Genomic DNA, 20,006 nt, shown 5'->3' on the forward strand with positions numbered 1-20,006 from the left:
AGAGAAATGGACAGCAAAGCGTTAGACAAAATCAAGAAGTGCCTACGGCTTGCCAAGTCGAGCAATGCCAATGAAGCCGCTGCCGCGCTGCGCCAGGCGCAAAAGCTAATGGCCATGCACGGCGTCACCACTGACGACGTGGCCATCAGCGATGTGGGCAGCCATACCGCTAAAACAGGCGCAGGTAAAACGCCACCTGCTTACGTCACCATGCTGGCCAATATGGTAGCCGGAGCCTTTGGCGCTGAGACGGTCTACCAGCAGATTTACGATGGTGAGCGGTGGGCGCTGAACGTTGAGTTTTACGGCTTAAATGGCGCCGCCGAAGTAGCGGGCTATGCCTTTGAAGTGCTGTGTCGGCAGCTAAAGCGAGACCGCACAGCCTACCTAGCAACCCTCAACAAGCGCCTGAAAAGAACTACCAAGGTACGTCGTGGCGACCTCTACGCTCAGGCCTGGATTAACGCCGTCGCCAAGCAGGTAACGCGCCAACAACGCACCGAGGCCGAGACTGCCATCGTGGAAGCCTACAAGGCGAAGCGCTGGGAAGATCTGGACACCATGAAGCCTCGCGATAACACCAAGGGCATGCGCAGCCATGACCAAGGAGCCATTCACCAGGGCTACCAGGACGGCAAGAAAGTCAGCTTCCACCAGGGCGTGAACGGCAACCGCTACGCACAGATCGGTGAGGTGTCGTCATGAACAAATGGCAGCAACTAGAAGAGAAGCTGTCGGGCGTTTTTGGCAACGCCACCGTGCTTGCTGGCGGCCATGAGGTGACGTTTCAAAAGCGCCTTGACGGCGAAAAGCTAGTGATCCAGGTCGGTGTCGACGGTTGGATAAAGGGAGAGTGGTGGAAGGTCGACGAACAAGGACAGCCAGTCCACTCCGAGGGCCGCTTTTGGTGCCCGCTGCGCTCACGCGTTTGGCCGCTAAAGGAATACAAGTCTCTGAAAAAGGTATTCGGCAAGCGCAAGGCCGACGATATGACGGCATTAAAAACCGTCGCCGTTACTCCGTGCTGGGGCAGCCCGCGCAGGCTGATCAGCCACCTGAAAAAGAACTTCCCAGACCTTGAGATCAATGATGATGAGGTGGCGTCATGATCAGCAAAGGCAAACTGGCCCAGATCCACATCGCCAAGGCCCAACTGGGATTAAGTGATGACGACTACCGCGCCATCCTCGCCCGCACTGCAGGCGTGAGTAGTGCCAAAGAACTCACAAATCGCACCGTTGGCGGTGTGATGCACGAGTTCCGGCGGCTGGGCTTTGAGCCGAAGCCCGCCAAGAAAGCGGGCCGGAAGGCACCGCGCCCGCCGCGTTCACGCCAGGCGGAAATCAACAAGGTCGAAGCCCTGCTGGCTGACGCGGGTCGCGCCTGGGCCTACGCCGATGGCATGGCCAAGAACATGTTCAAAGTGGACCGCGTGGACTTTCTCGACGATAACCAACTGCACAAGCTGCTCCAGGCGTTGATCATCGACGCCAAGCGGCAAGGACGGTACCCCGATGACCTCGCATAAGTATGAGGACAACCTCGACCTGGGCTTCGGCATCCCCAACGATGCACTGGACTACCTCGACCCCGAGATCCTCAAGAAGTGGCCACAGGGTCTCTCGGACATGCTGACCGTGGTCGAGAACGCCCATGTCCGAGCCGGGGATGAACCCAAGATAGCCCGCCGCCGCGCCTTTGCCGCCGTGCGGGCGATCTCCAGCTTTGCCGGTGGGCGCAGTCTCTACGTGCCACAGGGCCGCCAGCTCGACCGCGCACTGCGGGATCGTGAGATCTGGGAGCGTCACCGTGGCGACAACATCCCCCAGCTGGTCGAAGACTACGAACTGACCGAGGCGCAAATCTACAGCATCCTCGCCGAGCAGCGTAAGCTCGCCCGCTCACGCTTGCAGTCGGATCTGTTCGCCGATCACGAGAAAGGCTAAGCTGGCTTTAAACGAGCGATCAGGCAATGACACCATGATTGATATCCAAGCACTCACCGGTCTTGCATCCTCCGCATTCGTTGGCCTCATTGGCGCGTGGGCAGGCGTATGGTTTTCTTTGAAACGCTATCGGAATGAGAAATGGTGGGAGAAAAAGACCAGTGCCTATGAAAGCATCATTGAAGCTTTACATAAAATCAAAAGGCTCCGAACTCATCACTTGGAAGCCGCTGAAACTTACCGTGAGGTCCCTGAGGAAACCGCGCGCAGACTTAGACTGGAATCAAATCTAGCACTTGAAGAAATACAAAGATCAATAGATATAGGAGCTTTACGCGTCTCAACTGAGGCAGTGCAAAGGCTTAAACAGTTTCAGAGCGATTTAGTCAAAGAGAATGGCGCTAGAGACTGGTATTCACACTTGGAGATAGGCTATGAAGCGGCAGAATCTTGCATCAAGGATCTGATAAGCATTGCCAAGAAAGACCTTAAAATCGATTGACCCTTCCCAAAACTCCTAAACCGCTTGATTCCCGCCGCCTAGTCCAATCCCTCTAGCCTGAACCTCACTGCAACGTGCTTTCGCCACCCATGCAATGAGGCTCACTCCAATGCCCCGCAACGATCTGTCCAACCATTTTCAGCGCCGCGAGTTCGCGTGTAAATGCGGCTGCGGCTTCGATACCGTCGACCTAGAAACCCTGGTGCTGCTGGAAGACATCCGCACCCATTTTGACGTACCCGTCACCATCAACAGCGGCTGCCGCTGTGAAGCCTACAACCGCAAGGTAGGTGGTGCCGCCGCCAGCCAGCACCTGCTAGGCCGCGCGGCGGATATCCGCGTCCAGGGCGTTGACCCCGCCGAGGTCGCCGAATACATCGAAACCCAGCACCCTGACGCCAGTGTTGGCCGGTACAACACCTTCACCCACGTGGATACACGCACAAGCGGCCCTGCCCGCTGGGGCGGGTGAGCAATGAGCCTGAAAGGTCTACTCGGCAATATCGACACCGAAGCGCTAAGTGGCGCGGTCTCCAAGGGTGCGCCATTGCTTGGTTCGTTGATCGGTACCCCGGCCACTGGAGCCGCCATCGGCATGATTGCTAAAGCGCTAGGCACCGATGCCAATCCCGAATCGATTACCCAGATGCTCGAAAGCGATCCCGAGGCTAACGCCAAGCTTCAGAAGCTGGAAAACGAACACCAGCAAACGCTCACCCGCATGGTGCTGGAAGCGGAAAGCGTGCGCCTGAGCGAAGTGAACAAAACCATGCGTGCCGAAGCGGCCAGCAACGATGCCTATGTGCGACGTTGGCGGCCGACGTTTGGCTACCTCACCGCGCTTGCCTGGGTGGTGCAGTGCATGGCCATTGCCTGGTCGATTGTCGCCACCCCTGGTCAGGCTGGCGACGTCGCCCAGGCCGTCACCGCGTTAACGCCAATGTGGGGCATTGCGCTGGCCATGCTTGGGGTGAACGTTTCTTGCCGAAGCCGCGATAAACAAGTGGCGGCAGGCCAAGCGCCCAAGGCGGGCTTTATGGATGCCATCGTCAAGCGCGTTGGCGGGTAACCAACCAAAGGGAACGTCATGGAGTTAATCAACTGGGCGGCCGCCAAGCTGTTCTTCGACATTGCCCAGGCAGTCTTAATGGGCGGTGTCGCGGTATATGTGTGGTGGACCAATCGAACACGCGCCACTGGCACTGCCATTACGCAGGTCAACAAGCGGATTGATGAAGTGGACAAACACGTCTCAAGCCTGGAGCAAACGCTGGAAAACCGACCTGGCTACACCGAGATCGAAGCACTGCGCAGCGAACTGGCCGAGATGAACAGAGGCATGGCCCAGATTAGCGCCCAGATGCAGAGCACCACGGCACTGCTCAACCGCCTGCATGAGTACCTGCTGACGGAAAAAGGGAAACGATAAATGAGCTACCACGACTTTGAAACAGAGGGCCGTCGCTTGACGATCCTGCGCATTCTGGCCCGCCGCAACCAGTTCACAACTAACGAGTATTCGCTCAACGATGAGCTCAAAGGCGCGTATGCGCACATCGTCAGCCGCGACAAATTGCACGGCGACCTGGCCTGGCTGGAAGAACAAGACCTGGTGATTGTTCAACAACCCCGCGCCGGTTGGCTGATCACCCTGACCGGTCGCGGTGCCGACTGCGCTGAAGGCCTGGCCAACGTACCCGGCGTCGCCAAACCGCGCCCAGGGGTTTAATCATGCCGCCTCGCAATAAGGTGTTTGACCTACCGCCCGAAGTGCGTGAAGCGCTAAACGAAAAGCTAGTGAGCAGCGGCTTCCAGGGCTATGAGTCGTTAGCCGGGTGGCTCAGCGAGCGCGGTTATAACGTTTCCAAAAGCTCCGTGCATCGGTATGGCAAGGATCTCCAGGAGGAGTTTGAAGAGGCCATGGGCGACGTGCGTAAAACCACCGAGCTAGCACGCGCTATGGCCAGCGAAGGCGAAGACGAAAGTGGCCATCTTATCGACGCCACTGCCAGGATCGTGCAAGACCAGCTACTGCGCATTTCTATCGCCATGCGTAAAGCCGAGCATGAACCCGACGTAGCGGCCAAGCACCTGAGCAGCGTGACCAAGGCGCTGGCTGATATTGGCCGCGTTTCCTTGAGCCAAAAGAAATGGGCTAAAGAGCTGCGTGTGGAAGTGGCTAAAGAGGCAGCGGAGAAGGCCGAGACTAGCATGGCCACGCAGGGCATGAGCCGCGACGCCATCGACGCTATCAAGCGCGACATACTGGGGATTGCCTAATGGAAGAACTTACCATTGCAGAAGCCATTGTGAATGCTGGTGATAGCCTCGGCTGGGCGATTGTTGTGGCCGCTTTAGTTCGGGGGCTCTTAAGCAAATGACCACCGCACCTTCAACAGCGCCCGCAACCGCGCTACCTGAATCCGTCCTACTGCCCTACCAGCAAGCCTGGATCGAAGACGAATCCGACCTAAAACTAGGCGAGAAGAGTCGCCGTACCGGCTTGACCTGGGCTGAAGCGGCGGACGCCGTGCTAACGGCCAGTCGGTCCAAGGTCGCCGGTGGCACCAATCACTTCTACGTGGGCTCTAACAAGGACATGGCCATCGAGTTTATCGATGCCTGTGCCATGTGGGCCAAGGCGTTCAACCGCGCCGCCTCGCACATCCAGGAAGAACTTTACGAAGATGAGGATAAAAACATCCTCACCTTTACTATCCACTTTTCCAGCGGCTTCAAGATCCAAGCGCTCAGCTCACGCCCCAGCAACATGCGGGGCCGCCAGGGCAACGTCACCATTGACGAAGCCGCCCACCACGATCAGTTGGCAGAGGTACTCAAAGCTGCGCTCGCCCTCACCATGTGGGGCTCAAAGGTGCGTCTGATCAGCACGCACAACGGCGTCGAGAACCTGTTCAATGAGCTGATTCAGGACAGTCGCGCCGGTAAGAAGCGCTATAGCATTCACCGCATCACCCTGGATGACGCTTGCGAGCAAGGGCTGTACCAGCGTATTTGCCAAGTGCGTGGCAAGCCCTGGAGCCTGGAAGCCGAAGAGCAGTGGAAAGCTAACCTGCTGGCCGATACGGCCACACGGGAAGACGCGCTGGAAGAGTACTACTGCGTACCCAAAGCGGGCGGCGGAGCTTACCTTTCTCGCGCAATGATCGAAGCGCGCATGGTTGAGGCCCCCGTGGTTCGCTTTGAAGGCAGTGCCGAGTTCAACGCGGTACCGGAGCACTACCGCGCCCTAGAGATCAACGCCTGGTGCATTGAACACCTGCTACCACTACTGGAAAAACTCGACCCTAAGTTGGCTCATTGCTTTGGTGAAGACTTTGGCCGCAGCGGGGATTTAACCGTGATTGCCCCGATGGCCATCACCCAGCAGTTGTTGCGCCAGGTGCCGTTCCTGGTCGAACTACGCAACGTCCCGTACAAGCAGCAAGAGCAAGTGTTGTTCTTTATTGCTGATCGCCTGCCACGGCTGCAAGGCGGTGCGTTGGATGGGCGTGGCAACGGTAACTACTTGGCCGAGCAAGCAGCGGAGCGCTACGGCAGCATCGTCGACGTCGTGATGCTTTCCCAGAGCTGGTACCTGAACAACATGCCCCCGTTCAAAGCCGCGTTTGAAGATGAGCTGATCAGCCTTCCCCGCGACAGCAACGTGGTCGATGACCTTCGCGCCCTTCAAGTTATCAAGGGCGTGCCCAAGCTGCCCGATGCCAAAACCGGCGATAGCAAAGACCGTCACGGCGACGCCGCTATTGCCTTGGTATTGGCGTACTACGCCAGCCTGATGGACGTGACCCCCATCGACTTCACCCCCGCGCCCCTGCCTGGTGTTTCCCGCCAGGATGACGACAGCGACGACATTGAACACACCGGATTCGGTATAGGAGGCGGCGCATGGTAAGCCCCAAAGCACTCATCAAAAAACTGTTTGGGAATGAAAGCAGTCAGGCGCTGGAAGAGGAACAGACCCAGGATGCCCGCGTTGGACAGCTCAAGCGCGAATTTGCCGAGCACCCCACCAAGGGGCTAAACCCGCACAAGCTCTACCAGATACTGGAAAGCGCCGAGCAAGGCGACCTGAAAGCGCAGTCTGAACTCTTCGACGACATGGAGGAGAAAGACCCGCAGATAGGAGCCGACCTCGGTAAGCGCCGCCAGTTAAGTGCAGAGCGTGAATGGCAGATCGTCCCGCCGGACGGCGCGGATGCACGCGAGAAGAAAGCCGCCGAGCAAGCGGCGGAAGTGTTCAGCGGTATCGAGGTGGAAGACCTCATCCTGGACCTAGGCACCGGCATCGGCCACGGCTGGGCGAACCTGGAGCTTGCCTGGGGTCGCGATGGCGCGATGCGCTACATCGAGCAGCCTACGCTGCGCCCGCATTCATGGTTCCGCCTGCACCCGGATGACCAGAACTGCATTACCCTGCGGGACATGAGCGCCACCGGGGCCGAGCTATGGCCACTGGGCTGGATTCAGCACCGTCACCGCGCCAAGGCGGGATATGTGGCGCGCATGGGCTTACACCGCATGCTGGCCTGGCCGTACCTGTTTCAAAACTACGCCCTGGGCGACCTGGCGCAACTGCTCGAAATCTACGGCATGCCCGCCCGCATCGGTAAGTACCCGAAGAACGCCACCGATAAAGAGAAAGCCACACTGCTGCGGGCCGTCGTTAGTTTGGGTCAAAACGCGGCGGGCATCATCCCAGACGGTATGTCGCTCGATTTCCTGGAGGCCGCTAGCGGCCGCGCCGATGTGTACAAAGCCATGATGGACTGGTGCGAGCGCGCCAAAGCCAAGGCGATCCTGGGCGGTACGCTTACCAGCGGCACCGGCGAAGGTACCAACACCAACGCCCTGGGCAACGTGCATGAGCGCGGGCAAATGAGCCTGATTCGCTCCGATGCCCGCCAGTACGCAGGCAGCATCGGCAAGAATATCCTATGGCCCATGGCGGCGCTGAACTTCGGTATCGAGAAGCCCAGCCGCGCTCCGCGCTTCTACCTCGACACCGGCGAGACCGAAGACCTGGAACGCCTCTCCAAGAGCCTGCCGACCATCGTCGATATGGGCGCGCGCATTCCAATGTGGTGGTTCCACGAGAAATCCGGCATACCGAAAGCGGCCGAGGGTGAAGAGGTGTTAATGCCAAAGGCATCGCCAAGCCCCTTTGGTGCGCTGCGTTTGGCACAGCCTCAAGCTAACAGGATTGCGGCCCTTCGCCTGGGCGATAGCAATGAGCCAGACGCCGCTGATCTCCAACTGGAGCGCCTACAGCGAGAAGGCGACGCCGCACTCGAACCCTGGGTAGAGCGTATCCGCGCGTTAGTCGATGAAGTCGAAAGCCTGGAAGAACTGCGCGACCGCCTGCTCGAGTTGGCCCCCGACCTGCCGGTTGAAGACTTCGCCGAAGTGATGACCGAAGCGCTGGCCGCTGCCCAAGTCGCAGGGCGCTACGACATTATCGAGGGGGTCTAATGCCCGCTGCTGAGTTTGGCTCGCTGCCGTTTGCCGAACAGATCGAGGCCATGCGCGAAAAGGTGGCCATCCCCACCAACACCTGGTCGGATGTGTACGGCGCAGAGAATGACCAGGCGTTCATGGTCGCCGGTGCCAGCCGCCAGGCCATCGTTGAGGACTTTCAGCGCTCCATTCAAACGATGATTGAGGAAGGCAAGACGCTGGCCGACTTCCGTAAGGACTTCGACCAGATCGTCGAGCGCCACGGCTGGGCCTACAAGGGCAGCCGTAGTTGGCGCACCCGCGTCATCTACGACACCAACCTGCGCCAGAGCTACGCCGCCGGGCGTGAACGCCAGATGGAAGACCCGGAGCTGCGCCGTCTTCGCCCCTTTGGGCTGTACCGCCATGGCGGCAGCGAGAACCCGCGCTCCGCCCACCTGGCCAATGATGGCCGCGTGGTACCGCTGGATGATCCCTGGTGGGATCGCTGGACACCACAGAATGGCTACGGCTGCAGCTGCAAAAAGTACATGATCAGCCGCCGCCAGGCTGAGCGCGAGGGCTATACGGTCTCGGAGCAAGGCCCCGAGATCGAGTACGTCGAGCGCACCATCGGCGAGAACGGCCCCAACCCGCGTACCGTACGCGTACCCAAAGGCATCGACCCCGGCTTTGATCACCGCCCCGGAAGCGGGCGCGCAAGGGGTATTACCCCACACCCCAATCAACCCGGCGCACGTTCCGGTACAACAATGCCTAACCGCCAGGCGCAAGACGCCATGCCCGACTACCCCGAGGAGGCAGAGGAACTGCTGGAAGCCAACCAGCCAGAAGAGCGCTACGTGGATGCGTTCCTGGCACGCTTTGGCACACAGCGCGGCGGCGAAGTGAGGCGCTTTACAGATGCAACCGGAGAGTCGCTACCCATCAGTGAGGATCTGTTCCGCGACGGTCGCGGCGGCTGGTCACTGCCGAGGGATGGCCAGCACCTGGGCGCGTTGGCCCGCACCCTGCGCGAGCCGGACGAAATCTGGACGGCCCTGGAAACCATCGAAGGCGAACGCCCGCGCCTGCGGCGTCGTTACCTGGCGCGCTTCGCGCTCGAGGGAGGCGAGGAAGGTCTGTTCATGGTCGACTGGGGCCGCGACGGCTGGTCCGGCCAACGCCTGGAAAGCGCCAGTGAGCTGGAAGCCTGGCGTCGTGGCGTTCGTCTATATCGTCGTGGTGATCAGGAGCCAGAATAATGGCAGGTATCAAACTCGACTTCCGCATTGACGATGACAAGGTCATGCGCGCCCTCGGCGAACTCAACAAACGCGGCCTTGACGCCCAGCCCGCCATGGCTGCCATTGGCGAAGATCTGGACCGAGCTACCCGAGAACGCTTTGATGAGCAGGTCTCGCCCAGCGGTGACCCGTGGGAGCCACTTTCCGACGCGTACCGTAAGCGCAAGCCTCAACGCCAGGATGAGATCCTGGTACTCAACGGCTACCTGCGCGACACCAATCGCTATGACGCCGGGCCGGACTATCTCGAATACGGCACCGACCGCATCTACGGTGCCAGCATGCATTTCGGTGATGAGGAACGCGGCATACCCGAGCGCAACTGGCTAGGCTTCTCAAGCGACGATGAAGAGAACGCGATAGAGACCCTGCTGGACTACCTGGGCGAGCCACTGGGCGAATAATCAACGCGGCCCTGTGAGCGCCGCTAAGCCCTTACCCGCTACGTTGCCCGACTTTTCCCCGCAAGGCGCGTTAGACCCGCGTTAGATTTTGATTAAGCGAGCTTAACGGCAGGGATTTGGGGCGCTATAGTGACCTCCTGCTAAAAAATAATGGGCCAGGGACGCAGGGGGCGGAGTGACAAACCAAAATGAAATCGTTATTCGATCAGAGCAAGATGCTTATGATGCGCTTGAATTAGCAAGCCAAGGCGGACTACCAGACCATGTAAGCGTCCATTTCGACGGATGGCCAAATCTGGAAATTATCGTCAAGGGAGAGGGTTACCAAGGAACAATAACTCCAAGCATTATGAAGGGGTTTATTGAATTCCAAACGGCCATTTACCGGACCTACGCGTTGGCCAATTACAATACTGTCAACGTCAACAAGCTGACCAGAGAGGAACGCGAAGCTCTCGAACTCTATATCAGCGTTGATGAAGGCAGTTCACGCTTCAATGTCGATGTTCAAGCACTATTGGAAAATTTCGTTGCACGAGTGGGTGACAAAGTGACACCTCAAAGCTTGGTCAAAATCGCTCTGATAGTTTCTGTGGCTTACTTCGGGAACAGTTTCACCAAAAACTACTTCGAAGATCGTAGACAAACACGAATTGCCGAGCTTCAGTCCGAAGAGCGCATCGCTGAGCTTGAGAGTCGACAATACGCCGATGAGCTTGATGTAAGGCGTATGGAGATCCTGGCGGAGGCGACACGTGACGAACCCAGAGCGTCAAATATTCGAGAATATGCTGATGATGCACAGCGAAGTCTTGTTAAGTCTGTGCGCCATGTTGATGAATCCTCAATAGGCGGTCTCACAATAGAAGGTGAGACGGCACAGGAGCTGACCAAAAACGCTCGACGTGAAGCAAAAGAAATCAGGCTTGATGGCCTGTACCGTGTTCGTGTTGTCGACGCGTCTCAAATTGATGTATTCAGAATCCGTATCAGCAATGAAGCCAACGGTGATGAGTTCATTGCCACCGTGCAAGATGAAACGCTGGATAATCGTCATAGAGAAGCCATCCGTGAAGCGGAGTGGGCCAAGCAACCGGTCAGGCTCTCCATTAACGCACGCGTGTTAGGTGATGAGATTCGCAGAGCTACAGTCATCAGTGCTGAACCTGTTGATCCAAACCAGCTTCCTGCACGTAACGAATAACGCTACTCAGCACCCAAAAACTCCTAAAGCGCTTTAAATCCACGCCCCGCCCTAAGCCCCCGATCATGGGGGCATGACAACACGAAGCCCTCACACTCAGACCAAAGTCGCCGTTTGCGCCTTACGCGTGCAAACCTCCGGCGACAAAACGCGCCTGATGCCTGCTGGCAACTTCCACGCACCGCGTGGGGCTGCTGAGGGCACTGGCCCCTGGTACTTATCTGCCGAGCAAGCCCAGGCGATTATCCGCCTGGCAGCTGCGCGCAGTACCGATATCGTCATCGACTACGAACACCAAACCCTTTACGCCGAAAAGAACGGCCAGGGCGCGCCCGCTGCTGGCTGGGTCGACCCGCGCTCGCTTGAATGGCGGGACGATGGCTTATACGGCGCGGTTTCTTGGACGGCTCGTGCCAGCGCTGCCATTGCTGAAGGCCCGAATGGTGAGCCACCCGAATACCGCTACCTCTCCCCTGTTTTCCCGTACGACGCCAACGGTGTGCCGCTCGACCTGTTGCACCTGGCGTTAACCAACACCCCCGCCATCGACGAAGGTGCCGCGCAGCTTGCCGCTGCGCGCATGTCGGTAACGCACGAACCCTCCGAGGAGACTGACACCGTGGACCGTGAACAACTGATTGCCGCACTCGGCCTGGCGAAGGACGCCACCGACGAACAGATCGACAGCGCCATCGCCGCGCTGAAATCCGCCGCCGACGATGCCACCGCATTCCGCAAGGCTCTGGGTGCCAAAGACGACGCAAAACCGGATGAGGCAGTGGCCGCACTCAAGGCAAAAAGCGGTACTGCCCCGCCGGACATGACCCAGTACGTGCCCATTGCGGTGTTCAAAGAGACCACCGACCAGCTGGCCGCACTGAAAGCCAACAGCAACTCCGCCGAGCTGGACGCGCTGATCAAGGAAGGCCTCGACGACGGGCGAATTCCCGGCAAAGCCACCGCCGATTGGCTGCGCGAGCAAGGCATTGCCGCGTGCAAAGCCCACCTTGAAGGCGCGCCCAGCATCGCCGCGCTAAAAACCGGCCAGACCCAAACCCAGGGCAAGCAGCCCGACGGTGGCAAGGGCGGCGATGACGACAAGCTCGACGAATCAGAGCTGGCCGTCTGCAAAGCCATGGGCCTGACGCCTGAACAGTACCGCGCCGCCAATCCCGCGCCCGCTGAATAAGCAGGCTCAGCACTAACCCAATAGGCAAGAGGATCACCCCGTGACCGCTGCAACCAAGAACCGAAACACACCGCATCGCCTGGGCTTGTCACGCGGACTGTTAGTCGCCGCTGCTGCCGAGTGCTTTGCGGGCACCATCGCCGTCATCAATGCCACTGGTTTTACAGAGCCAGGTAAGACGGCCACCGGCCTTGTTGCTGCTGGTGTTTTTGAACACTACCAGGACAACACCGACGGTGCGGATGGTGACGAAGTCGTGGAAGTGAAACGCGGCAACTTCCACCTGGCCAACTCCGCCGGTGCCGATGAAATCACCGCCGCTGATATCGGCAAGGTCTGCTACATCGTCGATGACCAGACGGTCGCCAAAACCTCCGACACCGATACCCGCTCCCCCGCTGGCATTGTCGACGACGTCGACGATGCGGGCGTGTGGGTCAACATCGACCCGACTAACGGCGTTGCCGCTAGCGTGTAATTGAGGACACTCGCATGGATCTGACAAGCGCAAATTTACAAGCCCTGTTCAAGGGTTACCGCACGAACTTCCAACAAGGCCAGAGCTCGCTGGGGCCAGAAGCGTCGCTGTACGAAACCTTCTGTACCGTGGTGCCTTCCACCACTGCTGTTGAAGTCTACCCGTGGCTCAAGAGCCTACCCCGTATGCGCGAATGGTTGGGCGACCGCGTTATTCACGGGCTAGAGGGTAGCGACTTCTCGATTCGTAACCGCAAGTTCGAGCTAACTGCTGGCGTACCCCGAGACAATATCGAAGATGACACCTACGGCCTGTGGGCTCCCGTCTTCGAGGAGTTCGGGCGCAGTTCGCGCGAGCACCCCAATGAGTTGGCAGTCGAGATGATCGAAGCCAATCCTGAGTGTTTTGACGGACAGCCGTTGTTTGATACCGACCACCCCATGCTGGATAAGGATGGCAAGGAAGTGTCTGTAAGCAACGACATGGGTGGCAGCGGTGATGCTTGGTACGTGATGGACTGCTCAAGGGCAATCCAGCCGGTAGTGTTTCAACGCCGCCGAGATTACAACTTTCGCGCCCTCACCGACCTCATGGACTCCAAGATATTCATGACCGATGAGTTCATGTTCGGTACCGATGCGCGAGTCAATGCAGGTCCTGGCCTTTGGATGCTCGCGGTTCGCTCCAACCAGGAATTCAATGCCGCCAACTACAAGGCAGCCCGTGAGCAGTTGCAGAAGTTCAAGGGCGATTACGGCAAACCTTTAGGGCTACGCCATACGCACACCATGGTGCCCACCAGCATGGAAGGCGCGGCCCGCAAGGTGCTGCAAAACACCTTGGCCAGCGGCGGTGAGACCAACGAATGGGCCAATACCTCGACGCTTGTTCTCAACCCCTGGTTAGCCAGCGCCTAACGGCCGTTAACCGGTGATGACTCGCAGTGCCTGCCCCGGCGGGCACTGCGCAACGGAGATCCCCATGGCAACACGTAAAACCACCGCGACAAAGGCAAAGCAGGCCACCCAGGCGAAACCGACCGAGGCGAAAGCCGAGCCGGTAGCGGAAACGACAGCCGAAGCCAGCGCGCCGGAGACCAACCAGGAAGCCTCTGCAACGAGCACTGATGCGGCGTCTCAGCAACCCACGCCGGAAGCGAACGCGGCAGCAGTCCAGCCGGTGCCTGAAACACAAACACTGGCGGATTCCGGAGCGGCCAGCGCTGACCAGGAAGCCCAGGCGAACGCAGACGCGGCAACGGCAGCACCTCAGCCTACCGAGATCCAGGGCGATACCGTCACGGGCGACGGCCCTGGCAACGCGCTGCCGCCGGTTCAGGAACTGCCTGGCGTATTCGTGCGCACCAAGCGCCGCGTCAAAAGCCGCCGTCGGGCGGGCTTTCGCTTCAACCGCGAGGGTGTCGGCATTGCGCTGGAGCTGCTGAGTGAAGAGCAGCTGGAGCAGCTGCGCGAAGACCCGGCCCTGGAAGTGACCGACTGCACCTTCCCGGTTGATGACGCCACCACCTCGGAGGCCTAACCCATGCCCTACTGCACTCAGGCGGACCTCATCGAGCGCTTTGGCGAGAACGAGCTGCTTGACCTCGCTTCCGACGATACCGGCCTGGCCATTGATACCCCTGTGTTGGATGGCGCTATTGCCGACGCCAGCGGCGAGATCGACGGCTACGTGAGTGCAGCGGGCTACACCGTGCCGCTTTCCAATGTGCCGCGCATCATCACCGCCTACGCCTGTGATATCGCCCGTTACCGGCTATCCGATGACCGCGCCACCGAGCAGGTCACCAAGCGATACAACGACGCGGTGAAGTTCCTACGCAGCGTCGCAAAGGGCGAAGTGCGGCTTGGTATCGCCTCATCGGAAAGCGCAGCGGGAAGCGCCGGTAACGTGATGATGGAAACCGGCCGCCGCGTGTTTGGCGGGGGTGGCTTCTAATGCTGGCCAAGATTGAAGACGCCATTATCGAGCGCTGCAAACGTGTGCTCGACGATCACGTCAAGACGGTGGAAGACCTGCCGGGCAAGTGGAATAAGAACACCCTCAAGGCCGCGCTGCGCAAAGTGCCTGGCGTGTTTGTCGCCTGGGGCGGTGCGCGGGGCGACGGCGACCTCGTCCAGCCCACCACACAGAACCGCTACGTGGTGTACGTGGTGACTAGCCACGCCAGCGGGGAGCGCGAACGCCGCCGTGGCAACGCTCGCCAAGTGGGTGCCTACGAGCTGCTCGAATGCGTGGTGCCCGCCGTGCATGCGCTCACTGTGCCTGATGTGGGCAGCCTGACGCTTGAGAGCATCGACAACCTCTACGCCGATCACTTCGACAAGGAAGGCGTGGTGGTTTACGCCGCCGCATTCCGGCTGAAGGTGCTATGGCCAGCAGCGTTTGACGTTAACGACCTCAACCCTTTCGAGCTTTACACCGGCACTCACCACATCGGCGGCGAAGACGATCCCGACACCGAAAGCCGCGTCGAGCTACCCCAACCCGAGGAGGACTAACCGTGCCATCCATTTACGTTAAACCGCGCCTGCGCGATGCCAAGAAGCCCGACCAGGGCGTGCTGCTGGTGCGCCGCGAAAGCGACGGTAAGCCGATCCCCGCTGAGGGCGCGCACGTTGAGCTAACGCCGTACATCCGCCGCCGTCTGCGCGATGGCGACCTGAAGAAAGCCTCGGCCCCGGCAAAGCCCAGCCGTGCCAAAGCCACCGCAAAACCCACCGCTAAAACCGCCGATGCTGGCGAGCAGGAGTCGTAACCCATGGCTGATATCACCGCCGGTGTCTTCAACGACATCCCCTCAGCGCTGCGCATTCCGGGCGTGTTTATCGAGTTTGACGCGCGCCTGGCCAACTCGGGCGTGTGGCAAACCCGCCTGCTGGTCATGGGCCAGCGCTTCAACTCAGGCGAGAAAGACGCCCTGAGCCTTGACCGCGTGACCAGTGGCGAGCAGGCCGACCGCTACTACGGGCGTGGCTCGATGATCGCCGAGATGCTGCGCGCCGCTTTAGAGATCGACCCCTACATGGAAACCTACGGCCTCGCCCTTGACGACGCGGCAGCAGGCACCAAAGCCAATGGCTCCATCAGCGTCGCCGGTACCGCCCTGCGCGGCGGCACCGTGGCGCTGTACATCGGCGGCTACCGTGTACGCGCCGGTGTTGAAGCCAGCGATAGCGCCGAGACGATTGCCGAGGCCCTGGTCGAAGCCATCAACGACGAAGGCCGAGTGCCCGTAACGGCCACTATCGACGGCACCGATGCCACCAAGATCAACTTGGACTGCAAATGGGCAGGCGAAACCGGCAACGATATTCACCTGGTGTTTAACGCCAAAGGTGAGCGCGGCCTCGACGGCGTGACGTTCGAGATCAGCCAGCTCAACGGTGGCGACGGCAACCCGGACATTGGCGATGCCATCGCGGCCATGGGTGATGAGTGGTACCACTACATCGCCTGCCCTTATACCGACACCGCCAACCTGGATGAGCTGAATACCGAGCTTACTCGTCGTTTCGGCCCGATGGTGCAGATGGGCAGCCGCGCATTCGGTGCTTACCGGGGAACGCTCTCTGAGACCGGCGACTTCGGCAGCGCTTTAAATGGCGAGCATTTGTCAGTGATGGGCACAGGCAAATCGGTTAGCCCTACCTACCTCTGGGCAGTCACCTACGCGATGGTCGCCGCCGGTTCGCTAACCAATGACCCGGCCCGCCCGCTGCAATACCTGGCGCTGCCCGGCCTCATCGGCCCACGCAAGGAAGACCAGTGGACCAAGGCCGAGCGCAACCTGCTGCTGTTTGATGGCATTGCGACGTTTACCGTCGCCGACGACGGCACGGTGCAGATCAACCGCGAGATCACTACTTACCAGGTTAACGAAGCCGGTATCGAGTCGGACGCCTACCTGGACATCCAGACGCCGGAAACCCTGGAGCGCATCCGTTACGAACAGATCTCGCGGATTCTCTCAAAGTACCCGCGCCACAAATTGGCCACCGACGCCGACGCCGCACTCTACGGCGCTGGCCAGCCGATCATGACGCCCAACGTCTGCAAGGCTGAGCTGCTCGACCTCTATCTAGACTTTATTGAGAAGGGTTGGGTGCAGGATTACGAGGGTTACGCCGAGAGCCTGAGCGCCAACATCGACCCCGACAACCCGGCGCGCCTCAACGTGATCGACTCGCCGAAGCTGGTCGGACAGTACCGCATCCACGCGATGCAGACCCAATTCCGCCGCTAATGGCGCGTTATTAACCGCCATTTAAGGAGTGCATACACCATGAAACTGACAGGCAAAGCCACTGTGAAAGTCGACGGCTCGGAGATGCTCACCGACGTCGACTCAACGCTGAACCTCGGTGGGTCAAGTCGGGAGTTCATCAACGGCCCGCGCGGGCCGCAGGGCTACCGCGAAACGCCCGAGGCTCCCTCGCTGACGTCCACAGTGCGCCACACCGCCGATACCGACTTGATCGCCCTGGGTCGTATCACCAATGCCACGGTGATCTTCACCACCGACACCAACGACGCCTACATGCTGCGCCGTGCCGCAGTGACTGACACCGTCGAGTTAACCGGCGGCAACATCCGCCTTAACTGGGGCGGCATGGGCGTGGAGAGACTCTAATGGCAGGCACAAAAATAAGCGTTCCCCTGATCCACGGCCTCAAGATTGGCGAGGCCGTTTGTAAAGACGCGGTGCTGCGCGAAGCATCCGCTGGCGACGTACTCGAAGCACAGGAAGCCGCCGAGAAGTTGATGATGGTACCCAACGCTGAGGGTGGCTTCGAACCGATGCTGGTGGTTAGCCCATCCCGCGTCGGCGTTGAAGTACTGCGCCGCCAGATCGTCAGCATCGGCGACGTTTCCGGCCCGTTGGATCTCAAGCTGATGCACCGGCTCGACCCTGAAGACCTCAACCTGCTGCTGGCCAAGAGCGAGCAGCTCGACGGTGCCGCTGTGGCCCAGACACAGGAGGGTGCGACGCAGCGGGGGCGAGGCGATAGCGATCGCCCAGCATCTGACCAAGCTGATGTGGGTGATCGCGACACGAACGGGATGGAGTGAGGCCGATCAGCGCGGCATGACGCTGCGCCGGCTACTCGGCTATATGAACCAGGCCAGGAGTTGAAATGAGCGAATTACGCGCTTCGGTGGTGATGGATCTGCGCGGCAACCTTGAGCGGCAGTCACGCCGCTACGAGGGGGCCATGCGCCAGATGGCCAACAACGGTCAACGCCACATGACACGCTTGCAGCGCGTAACCGGCGCTGTCGGACGCCAGCTCGACCGCGTTGGCAACCGCTGGGTGGCGCTGGCAACCGGCGCGGCAGGCTTTGGCGCGGTGCGCAACTTGGTCAACCTGGAGGAGCGCTTCACCCGCCTGGGTATCCAGTCCCAAAAAAGCGCGGAGGAAATGGAAGAGCTTCGCCGCCAGATCTTCGAGACCGCCCGCGAGCCGGATATTCGCGTTGACCCCTCACAAATCACCGGTGCCATCGAAGCCATCGTAGAGAAAACCGGCGACCTGGAATTCGCCAGAGATAACATCCGTAACATCGCGGCCGCTATCTCTGCCACTGGTGCTGAGGGGACCAACATCGGCCAGATTATGGCCGAGTTCCAAAAAATGGATATCCGTGCGCCTGAGCAGGTGTTGGGTGTGATTGACACGCTCAATCAGCAAGGTAAGCAAGGTGCCTTCACACTGCAAAACCTCGCATCGTTGGGTCCGCGTGTTGTGACCGCCTATACCGCATTAGGAAGAACTGGCCCCGAAGCAATTCGAGAGATGGGCGCGGCGCTTCAGGTCATCATGCAGGGCGCTGGAGATCCGCAAAGTGCGGCTAGCTCCTTTGAGGCACTACTTCGTACTTTCCAGAACGCGGAAAAGGCGTCTGAGATCACAAGGTTGAGTGGTGTCCAGATATTTGACCCAGAGTCGCTCAAGGAAGGCCGTGAGGTATTGCGGCCCATTAATGAGCTAATGGTAGAGCTTGTTGAAGCTTCGGAGGGAAAGGCATCAAGGATGTCGGAGGCGTTTCCTGATAGTGAAGCCCTTAAAGCTTTCAATGCAATCATGTCTGAGTACAACCTAACAGGCTCCGTCGATTCGATTGAGCGATTTTTACAGGTCCAAGGCGACGGCACTACCACCATGGGCGACTCAGCCCGTGCCGCCGACACCGCTGCGGGGTCAATGCGTAACTTGTCCAGCGCCTGGCAAGACTTCGCGGACACCAACCTGAGTGAGTACATCCAGGACGCTGCCGATGCGCTGAACAGCCTGGACCAGGAGACCGTCGACCGCTGGCTCAAGATTGCCGGTATCACCGCAGGTGGCGTGGCAGGCCTTTATGCGCTGCGCTCGCTGGGCCGTTTGGGCGTAGACCTGGGCCGTGGAGCCGGTTCGCTTATGGGCCGTTCCACCACTGGCGGCGTCGCCGGTGGGCTAGGCGCCGCCAGCAGCATGGCCCCGGTGCCCGTATTCGTGACCAACATGGGTGCCCTGGGCGGCGGTGGTTCGCCAGGCCGAACGGGCGGTACCCGCAAAGGCGGGGGCTACACCCCGCCGACTACGCGCACAGGTGGCACAACCTCAGCACCAACCACATCCCAAAAGCCCAGGCTCTCCAGCCAGGCGCTTAGCGCCGCCTCAAGAGTTGGTAACAGCTCCACCGTCGCGGTTGGTCGCGCGCTTCCGGCCATCAGCACCGTGCTGGCGGCTCAGGGGATTGGCGGGCTGATCGAGGACGCTGTCGAGCGCACCGAAACCGGCGGCAAGATCGGCAACTACGTAGAGCTGGCCAGGGAGTCGGCCAAGCAAGCCGTCATGGAGTACGGGCGTAACTCAGTGGACACCTTCCGCGATGCGGGCGAAAGCGTGCTGCGCATCTTCGTTGACCAGGACGGCCGAGTTAAAGACGCCCGCGCTGAGCGAGGTCAGGGCGGGCCGGAGATCGATGTGGATCTGGGTAACTGGAGGACGTGGCAGTGAGATTAGCTTTTATCAAAACCCACGTAGGTTTCTTTCATATGCTCTGGTTGCTTCCCGCAAAACTCAGCTCCTTGTGCTTTTTGCACAACCCATCCGTCGGTCCAGATGTAATAGTCCAGGGTATGGCCGCTGGCAGTTCGACCATCGTTATCCACGACGAACTGGAGATGAACCTCCCAAGTCCAGCCATATCTATCCTCGCGGTAGTGCATCGAGTCGATAAGCCTAACTTCAGGCTCGGTTATTCGGCTTTTAAAGACGCCATCAACATGAGGACAGGAGTCGATAAAGTTCTTCAGTGCATTCTTGGCACCTTGGCGCTGTTCCTCGGTTGCATCGCTCGCATACTGCATATCAATCACAAAATTGTCGCTGTCATTCCCTTCACTGAGGGAATCACCGACCACGCCACCCGCAAACTGCAAGCCAACAGCGGCTGCAAAACCGGCACCAATCAACATCGATTTATTCATTCTTCTTCCTCCCTGCGTCAACGG

The 20,006-nt window shown here is 59.6% G+C and carries 27 protein-coding genes; 26 read left to right on the plus strand and 1 reads right to left on the minus strand.

The features are described 5' to 3' along the window. Positions 1-6: 6 nt before the first annotated feature. The 26 genes from HUO07_RS17620 (at position 7) to HUO07_RS17745 (ending at position 19,509) form a co-directional block, all read left to right on the plus strand. On the plus strand, positions 7-705 hold the full coding sequence (locus HUO07_RS17620) for a DUF2786 domain-containing protein (RefSeq protein WP_176304648.1): 699 nt from the start codon (positions 7-9) through the stop codon (positions 703-705). Further along, positions 702-1,109, plus strand: coding sequence for a hypothetical protein (locus tag HUO07_RS17625; protein WP_176304649.1), 408 nt, complete (start codon positions 702-704; stop codon positions 1,107-1,109). Before HUO07_RS17620 ends, HUO07_RS17625 begins: the two co-directional genes overlap by 4 nt. Continuing rightward, positions 1,106-1,528, plus strand: a complete 423-nt coding sequence (locus HUO07_RS17630) for a gp16 family protein (protein WP_176304650.1) — start codon at positions 1,106-1,108, stop codon at positions 1,526-1,528. The genes HUO07_RS17625 and HUO07_RS17630 overlap by 4 nt, the downstream gene beginning before the upstream one ends. Continuing rightward, positions 1,515-1,946 (plus strand): Mor transcription activator family protein, encoded by a 432-nt coding sequence (locus HUO07_RS17635; protein ID WP_176304651.1) that lies wholly within the window; start codon positions 1,515-1,517, stop codon positions 1,944-1,946. The genes HUO07_RS17630 and HUO07_RS17635 overlap by 14 nt, the downstream gene beginning before the upstream one ends. A gap of 34 nt (positions 1,947-1,980) precedes the next feature. Continuing rightward, a complete protein-coding gene (locus tag HUO07_RS17640) occupies positions 1,981-2,448 on the plus strand; it encodes a hypothetical protein (RefSeq protein WP_176304652.1) in 468 nt (155 codons plus the stop codon). A gap of 109 nt (positions 2,449-2,557) precedes the next feature. Further along, complete coding sequence (locus HUO07_RS17645) at positions 2,558-2,920, plus strand: D-Ala-D-Ala carboxypeptidase family metallohydrolase (protein WP_092829161.1); 363 nt, start codon at positions 2,558-2,560, stop codon at positions 2,918-2,920. Positions 2,921-2,923: 3 nt separating this feature from the next. Next, positions 2,924-3,517: a 3TM-type holin gene (locus HUO07_RS17650; protein ID WP_176304653.1), complete on the plus strand. Its 594-nt coding sequence runs from the start codon at positions 2,924-2,926 to the stop codon at positions 3,515-3,517. An 18-nt stretch (positions 3,518-3,535) separates the two neighbouring features. Continuing rightward, positions 3,536-3,877, plus strand: coding sequence for a DUF2730 family protein (locus HUO07_RS17655; RefSeq protein WP_092828295.1), 342 nt, complete (start codon positions 3,536-3,538; stop codon positions 3,875-3,877). Continuing rightward, positions 3,878-4,177, plus strand: coding sequence for a VpaChn25_0724 family phage protein (locus HUO07_RS17660; RefSeq protein WP_092829167.1), 300 nt, complete (start codon positions 3,878-3,880; stop codon positions 4,175-4,177). 2 nt (positions 4,178-4,179) lie between these two features. Beyond that, on the plus strand, positions 4,180-4,728 hold the full coding sequence (locus tag HUO07_RS17665; protein ID WP_176304654.1) for a DUF3486 family protein: 549 nt from the start codon (positions 4,180-4,182) through the stop codon (positions 4,726-4,728). Positions 4,729-4,825: 97 nt separating this feature from the next. Next, complete coding sequence (locus HUO07_RS17670; protein ID WP_176304655.1) at positions 4,826-6,364, plus strand: terminase large subunit domain-containing protein; 1,539 nt, start codon at positions 4,826-4,828, stop codon at positions 6,362-6,364. Beyond that, positions 6,358-7,941: a DUF935 domain-containing protein gene (locus HUO07_RS17675; RefSeq protein WP_176304656.1), complete on the plus strand. Its 1,584-nt coding sequence runs from the start codon at positions 6,358-6,360 to the stop codon at positions 7,939-7,941. The genes HUO07_RS17670 and HUO07_RS17675 overlap by 7 nt, the downstream gene beginning before the upstream one ends. Next, complete coding sequence (locus tag HUO07_RS17680; protein WP_176304657.1) at positions 7,941-9,170, plus strand: PBECR2 nuclease fold domain-containing protein; 1,230 nt, start codon at positions 7,941-7,943, stop codon at positions 9,168-9,170. Before HUO07_RS17675 ends, HUO07_RS17680 begins: the two co-directional genes overlap by 1 nt. Further along, positions 9,170-9,616 carry a phage virion morphogenesis protein gene (locus HUO07_RS17685; protein WP_176304658.1) on the plus strand — a complete coding sequence of 149 codons (447 nt, stop codon included), beginning with the start codon at positions 9,170-9,172 and terminating at the stop codon, positions 9,614-9,616. Before HUO07_RS17680 ends, HUO07_RS17685 begins: the two co-directional genes overlap by 1 nt. 175 nt (positions 9,617-9,791) lie before the next feature. Beyond that, a complete protein-coding gene (locus HUO07_RS17690) occupies positions 9,792-10,820 on the plus strand; it encodes a hypothetical protein (protein WP_176304659.1) in 1,029 nt (342 codons plus the stop codon). A 73-nt stretch (positions 10,821-10,893) separates the two neighbouring features. Next, positions 10,894-12,009, plus strand: a complete 1,116-nt coding sequence (locus tag HUO07_RS17695) for a phage protease (protein WP_176304660.1) — start codon at positions 10,894-10,896, stop codon at positions 12,007-12,009. Positions 12,010-12,049: 40 nt separating this feature from the next. Next, positions 12,050-12,487 carry a hypothetical protein gene (locus tag HUO07_RS17700; protein WP_092826003.1) on the plus strand — a complete coding sequence of 146 codons (438 nt, stop codon included), beginning with the start codon at positions 12,050-12,052 and terminating at the stop codon, positions 12,485-12,487. A gap of 14 nt (positions 12,488-12,501) precedes the next feature. After that, entirely contained in the window at positions 12,502-13,404 is a 903-nt protein-coding gene (locus HUO07_RS17705; protein WP_092826005.1) for a Mu-like prophage major head subunit gpT family protein, read from the plus strand. Positions 13,405-13,468: 64 nt separating this feature from the next. Beyond that, a complete protein-coding gene (locus HUO07_RS17710; RefSeq protein WP_176304661.1) occupies positions 13,469-14,026 on the plus strand; it encodes a hypothetical protein in 558 nt (185 codons plus the stop codon). A 3-nt stretch (positions 14,027-14,029) separates the two neighbouring features. Continuing rightward, positions 14,030-14,443, plus strand: a complete 414-nt coding sequence (locus HUO07_RS17715; RefSeq protein WP_176304662.1) for a gp436 family protein — start codon at positions 14,030-14,032, stop codon at positions 14,441-14,443. Beyond that, on the plus strand, positions 14,443-15,006 hold the full coding sequence (locus HUO07_RS17720) for a phage protein Gp37 (RefSeq protein ID WP_176304663.1): 564 nt from the start codon (positions 14,443-14,445) through the stop codon (positions 15,004-15,006). The genes HUO07_RS17715 and HUO07_RS17720 overlap by 1 nt, the downstream gene beginning before the upstream one ends. A gap of 2 nt (positions 15,007-15,008) precedes the next feature. Continuing rightward, complete coding sequence (locus HUO07_RS17725; protein WP_176304664.1) at positions 15,009-15,263, plus strand: DUF2635 domain-containing protein; 255 nt, start codon at positions 15,009-15,011, stop codon at positions 15,261-15,263. A gap of 3 nt (positions 15,264-15,266) precedes the next feature. Beyond that, positions 15,267-16,751, plus strand: a complete 1,485-nt coding sequence (locus HUO07_RS17730) for a phage tail sheath subtilisin-like domain-containing protein (protein WP_176304665.1) — start codon at positions 15,267-15,269, stop codon at positions 16,749-16,751. Between the two features lie 39 nt (positions 16,752-16,790). Then, complete coding sequence (locus HUO07_RS17735) at positions 16,791-17,138, plus strand: phage tail tube protein (RefSeq protein WP_176304666.1); 348 nt, start codon at positions 16,791-16,793, stop codon at positions 17,136-17,138. Beyond that, positions 17,138-17,578: a phage tail assembly protein gene (locus tag HUO07_RS17740; protein ID WP_176304667.1), complete on the plus strand. Its 441-nt coding sequence runs from the start codon at positions 17,138-17,140 to the stop codon at positions 17,576-17,578. The genes HUO07_RS17735 and HUO07_RS17740 overlap by 1 nt, the downstream gene beginning before the upstream one ends. Before the next feature lie 65 nt (positions 17,579-17,643). Continuing rightward, on the plus strand, positions 17,644-19,509 hold the full coding sequence (locus HUO07_RS17745; RefSeq protein WP_176304668.1) for a phage tail tape measure protein: 1,866 nt from the start codon (positions 17,644-17,646) through the stop codon (positions 19,507-19,509). A gap of 2 nt (positions 19,510-19,511) precedes the next feature. Here HUO07_RS17745 and HUO07_RS17750 read toward each other — a convergent pair whose 3' ends face one another. Continuing rightward, positions 19,512-19,982, minus strand: a complete 471-nt coding sequence (locus HUO07_RS17750; protein WP_176304669.1) for a hypothetical protein — start codon at positions 19,980-19,982, stop codon at positions 19,512-19,514. Between the last annotated feature and the right edge of the window lie 24 nt (positions 19,983-20,006).

Source organism: Vreelandella maris (assembly GCF_013371085.1).
In the GTDB taxonomy this organism is placed as follows: domain Bacteria; phylum Pseudomonadota; class Gammaproteobacteria; order Pseudomonadales; family Halomonadaceae; genus Vreelandella; species Vreelandella maris.